The organism is Frankia umida (assembly GCF_023242945.1).
Classification (GTDB): Bacteria; Actinomycetota; Actinomycetes; order Frankiales; family Frankiaceae; genus Frankia; species Frankia umida.
On the sequence record NZ_JALKFT010000079.1, the window covers coordinates 1 to 4,015 of the forward strand.

The 4,015-nt window shown below is 65.8% G+C and carries 7 protein-coding genes and 1 pseudogene; 5 read left to right on the forward strand and 3 right to left on the reverse strand.

Translation table 11 applies throughout. The annotated features are described in order from the left end of the window. Positions 1 to 77 precede the first annotated feature (77 nt). The 5 genes and pseudogenes from MXD59_RS25790 to MXD59_RS25810 all read left to right on the forward strand — a co-directional run. A pseudogene (locus tag MXD59_RS25790) lies at positions 78 to 506 on the forward strand (ISAzo13 family transposase); the annotation flags it as partial. Positions 507 to 623: 117 nt separating this feature from the next. Beyond that, a complete protein-coding gene (locus MXD59_RS25795) occupies positions 624 to 983 on the forward strand; it encodes a dihydrofolate reductase (protein WP_308301785.1) in 360 nt (119 codons plus the stop codon). Positions 984 to 1,152: 169 nt separating this feature from the next. Continuing rightward, positions 1,153 to 1,647: a hypothetical protein gene (locus tag MXD59_RS25800; protein ID WP_248827163.1), complete on the forward strand. Its 495-nt coding sequence runs from the start codon at positions 1,153 to 1,155 to the stop codon at positions 1,645 to 1,647. Next, positions 1,637 to 2,053 (forward strand): hypothetical protein, encoded by a 417-nt coding sequence (locus MXD59_RS25805; RefSeq protein ID WP_248827164.1) that lies wholly within the window; start codon positions 1,637 to 1,639, stop codon positions 2,051 to 2,053. The genes MXD59_RS25800 and MXD59_RS25805 overlap by 11 nt, the downstream gene beginning before the upstream one ends. Before the next feature lie 229 nt (positions 2,054 to 2,282). Next, positions 2,283 to 2,669: an ABC transporter ATP-binding protein gene (locus MXD59_RS25810; RefSeq protein ID WP_283097514.1), complete on the forward strand. Its 387-nt coding sequence runs from the start codon at positions 2,283 to 2,285 to the stop codon at positions 2,667 to 2,669. Between the two features lie 276 nt (positions 2,670 to 2,945). Here MXD59_RS25810 and MXD59_RS25815 read toward each other — a convergent pair whose 3' ends face one another. From MXD59_RS25815 to MXD59_RS26800, 3 genes are all read right to left on the reverse strand, one after another. Next, positions 2,946 to 3,245 carry a hypothetical protein gene (locus MXD59_RS25815; protein ID WP_248827166.1) on the reverse strand — a complete coding sequence of 100 codons (300 nt, stop codon included), beginning with the start codon at positions 3,243 to 3,245 and terminating at the stop codon, positions 2,946 to 2,948. A 202-nt stretch (positions 3,246 to 3,447) separates the two neighbouring features. Continuing rightward, positions 3,448 to 3,810, reverse strand: a complete 363-nt coding sequence (locus tag MXD59_RS25820) for a DUF5615 family PIN-like protein (RefSeq protein ID WP_248827167.1) — start codon at positions 3,808 to 3,810, stop codon at positions 3,448 to 3,450. Next, entirely contained in the window at positions 3,807 to 3,953 is a 147-nt protein-coding gene (locus MXD59_RS26800) for a DUF433 domain-containing protein (protein WP_308301786.1), read from the reverse strand. Before MXD59_RS26800 ends, MXD59_RS25820 begins: the two co-directional genes overlap by 4 nt. Positions 3,954 to 4,015 lie beyond the last annotated feature (62 nt).

The window sequence follows — 4,015 nt, forward strand, 5'->3', positions numbered from 1 at the left end:
CCAGCGATCATCGAGACCGAGGAGGCGCTACCCACGAACCAAGCAGCCTGATGTCTCACCGGGATTGACAGGCTCCGTCACGGTACGTCGACCGCGGCCAGCCGGACGACCGGGCCCCGGACTGGCTACGCCATCCGACGATCACCGGTATGAATGACGGCACGTTCGCCTCTCTGCTCGCCGCGGTCGAGCAGCACATCCTCGCCCACCCGCCGATCAGCCTGCACCACCTGCACGCCCGCCACCGCATCCTGCGACGCGGACCCCTCTCCCTGTCCGACCGGCTGCTCGTCACCGTGATCCACCACCGTTGGAAGACCCAGCACCAGGCACTCACCCGCCTGCTCGGCTCACCCCGCGGTGCCGTCAGCGACGCGATCCACGAGATGACCCCCGTCCTCGAAGGCCTCGACCGGCGCATCCGACCCGCACCGATCACCGCACCGACCGCCCACGACCTCACCAACCTGATCGACCAAAACAACATCAAGAACGGGACTTATTAATCGGCGGCTCCCAGGGCTATGACCCGCGCCCCGCGATCCCGGCCCCGGTGGCGGTGTGATCGGGCTTGTCTGGGCGCAGTCGGCGCACGGTGTGATCGGGCGGGACGGGGTGCTGCCGTGCTCATGGGCCGGCGGACCTGGGAGTCGTTGCCGCCGCGGTTCCGGCCGCTGCCGGGCCGACGCAACCTCGTGGTGTCGGGCACGCCCCAGCAGGGCGTGGAGACGTTCCCTGACCCGTCGCGGGCGTTGGCCGCGGTGTCCGGGGATGTGTGGGTGATCGGCGGGGCGGCGCTGTACCGGGCGGCACTTCCGGTCGCGGACCGGATCGTCGTCACCGAGATCCAGGAGGCCTTCGACGGTGACACGTACGCGCCGGACGTGGGCCGCCCGCCGGATTCCGCCGGGGGCTGGCGGGAGTCCACAACCGGGCTGCACTACCGGATCCTGACCTGGGACCGCGTTCAGGGAGCGGGCTGAGAGCCCCTGCCGCATCATCGGCGGCAGGGAACGGATCGCCGCCGCTTTCCTGCGAGGAAGCAAGCAGTGAACCTTGGGAAGGCTAATGTGATTGGCCTGTGGGTAAGGGTTCCTCTAGGCTGCGGACATCGAGGTTCGAAGTGCCCCACGCTACCGAACGGAGCTGAGGATGCGGCTGCCCCGCCCGCGTCTGGCCGCCTTTCTGGCCACCTTCATTTTCCTGTTTTCCTGTCTGTTCGCGTCTCCCGCGCTGGCAGCAGATGATCGCCGTTACGACATTGCGACCTGGTATCGGGTCAACTGCTCGCTCCTGCCATGCCTGAAGTACTACGAGGTCCCGCTGCGCCGCGGCTACTACGACGACGGCTACATCGGTGGGCTCGGGGAGAAGGGCTTCGGAAAAGCAAAGATCGAGGACAAGCATGAGGGTGAACTGACCTGGGACCAGATCCGGGACACCCTCTTGCACGCAGACAGCGTCCGTCTCGATCGCGACAGTTCAACGAGGGTGGTCTTCCGCAAGAAGTACAAGGGTAAATGCGGCTGCCTGATCATCAATCACAGCACGACCTGGTGGGCGAGGGTCGTGGTGGAGTACGCGCCGAGCAGGAGCGCACCGGACCAGGATCCGCTTGGTATCCTGACTGCCTATCATGAGCACTGACCAGAGCACGTCACCGGCCGACCAGGTACTCCTTCACGTCCGTGACCTCAGCCTTTCTCCCGACACCGGAGTGACCGTTCTCGGCTCCTGGCTCGATCACACGGCACTCCTGGCCCCCTCCGTCTGCGTCGTGTACAGGAACGCGAAGCATCCCCACGTCGCCAGCATCCTGATCGGCGTACGCTGGCCGGTCGGCGAGTCGACGGGCGTCGAGGGCGACGAGGAACAGGAACCGAGAGAATGGGCCGTGTCCCTCTTCTCGAACTACATCGAGGAGCCCCTCGGTGCCACTGTCGGCCGTCTCCGGTACGACGAGCATGGAATCGGCTGGTTCGGATACACCGCGGACCCGCTGCCGACCATCCCCGAGGAGCTGCTGCGCCGCCTTTCGTCAGACACCAACTGAACCGGCATAGTTAAGCGCTGTTGCATTGCGAGGAAGCGGTGCATACGGGCAGGCCGGCGACGGACGGTCAGATGGCGGCGGCGAATTCGGTGAACACGGCTGCCGGTCGCAGCTGTGGGTTGGTGTCGGTGGCGAGTTTGTGGTGGCCGCCCTTCATTGAGGCGTCCCTGCGATCGCCAACGCGGCGCGTGTATCCCCGTCGCGGCTCCTCCGGAAAGCCGACCTCTATCTGGACGCCTCCGGTGGCGAGCGCCAGCGGGTGCTGTTGGCGCGGGCCCTCGCGCAGCGCCTGCGCCTGCTCGTCCTCGACGAGCTGACCAACCACCTCGACATCCGGGCCCGGTTCGAGCTGCTCGACCTCGTTCGCGCCAGCGGAGTCACCGCGCTCGCGGTCCTGCACGACCTCGATCTCGCCGTCCGCTACTGCGACGAGCTGGTCGTCCTCGATCACGGTGTCGTGGCCAGCGCCGGCCCGGTCCTCGACGCGCTGAGCTCCGAGGTCCTGCACGCCGTGTTCAAAGTGGCGGGACGCGTCGAGCGCCATCCCGACGGCGTCATCCGCATCACCTACACCGCGAAGCCGCTGACCGATCACACCCCGGACGTGGGGCCGTGATGCCGGCCGCCGGATTCACCAGCCAACCATGATCTTGGTTGACCCGGCTCATCTTCTTGTCTGCAGAAGCGGTCGGCATGTGTGTCCGCCCGACAACGGTAAGGTTCGCAGGTCGGGTAGACTGAGCACGAGTGCCGGTTGGTTCGCCTCCTTCGACGAGGGTCGGGGAGGTCTGGAGGTTCGAGTCTTCCGCGGTGCACGCCGGTTGAGGCAGGTCACGGGCCCCGTGTCGTCCACACGACGCGGGGCCCATGATGTTTCCGCCTCCGGCGGGGGCTATTCGCTGGGTGGTTCTATCTCCTTCGTGGAGATGGTGATGGCGCCTTTGATGATTTCCTGGCGTGCTGCTCGAATGTCAGCCACCAGCTTTCTTGATCGTGTCGATCCTATTCCGAGGATTTTCCCAAGTTTCTCGGAGGGGATGGGGCGTCGGTGTTCGATCCAGTACTGGAAGTCCTCGTCCAGGGCGCGTGGTAGCAGCGGGTCGAAGTCCCGCCGTTCACCGAGGGTGAGGAGTAGATCCGTGATGTCTGGTTCGTTTCCCGGAGTGCCGTCGCCGGCGTCAGATGCGGACATAGCGGCACCTATTGGCATCATTCGTCATCGTCCGACAGATCGGATATCTGACTACGGATCAGAAGGTTGGGGGTTCGATTCCCTCCGAGCGCACGCACGGTTGAGACAGGTCAGAGCCCCGTACCCCCATCCAAGGTACGGGGCTCTGCCGCTTTCAAGATCTTCAGTGCTGCGGCCGGCACTGGTAATTCCGACGCGGTAATCAGCTGTCCTCGCGGCGGATACGGAGCAGGCCGCGATGCACCACGGTGATGGCATCAGCCAGGTCAGCGAGGTCGTGCTGGGCGACGAGGTTTTCGACCGCCGAGATCACCGTGCGGGCTGCCTGGTCGTCAAGGCGGAACACCACGATCCCGCGGTGCGACCCGGGCGGATAGGCACGGACGTTGCCGAAGCCGCGGTCGAGAGTGAACACGATCCGGCCATCGTCGCTTGCAGCGGCAAGCACTTCGGGGTCCGTCCGCCCCGCAAGCTGCTCACTGAACACGGTGTCAGCGTCGATGTTGAACGTGGCGAGGCGTTCGGCCAGCGAGACCGGTAGGCCCTCGTCGATCTTGACCTTCACGGAGCCGTGCGGAGCGGTACGAGTTCCTCCCGGGCAAGCTGGGCGCCGTAGGCGGCTGCCGCCCGCACTCCCGAGCCGTCGATCGACGGATACTCGGTGACGATCTCCGAGACGGACATGCCGTCCGCCCGGAGCCTGTCAATCCCGGTGAGACATCAGGCTGCTTGGTTCGTGGGTAGCGCCTCCTCGGTCTCGATGATCGCTG

Excerpts from the sequence above, each read along its gene's own strand:
- MXD59_RS25800 (WP_248827163.1), top strand. The coding sequence starts at position 1,153 with ATGCGGCTGCCCCGCCCGCGTCTGGCCGCCTTTCTGGCCACCTTCATT.
- MXD59_RS25805 (WP_248827164.1), top strand. The coding sequence starts at position 1,637 with ATGAGCACTGACCAGAGCACGTCACCGGCCGACCAGGTACTCCTTCAC.
- MXD59_RS25815 (WP_248827166.1), bottom strand. The coding sequence starts at position 3,245 with ATGTCCGCATCTGACGCCGGCGACGGCACTCCGGGAAACGAACCAGAC.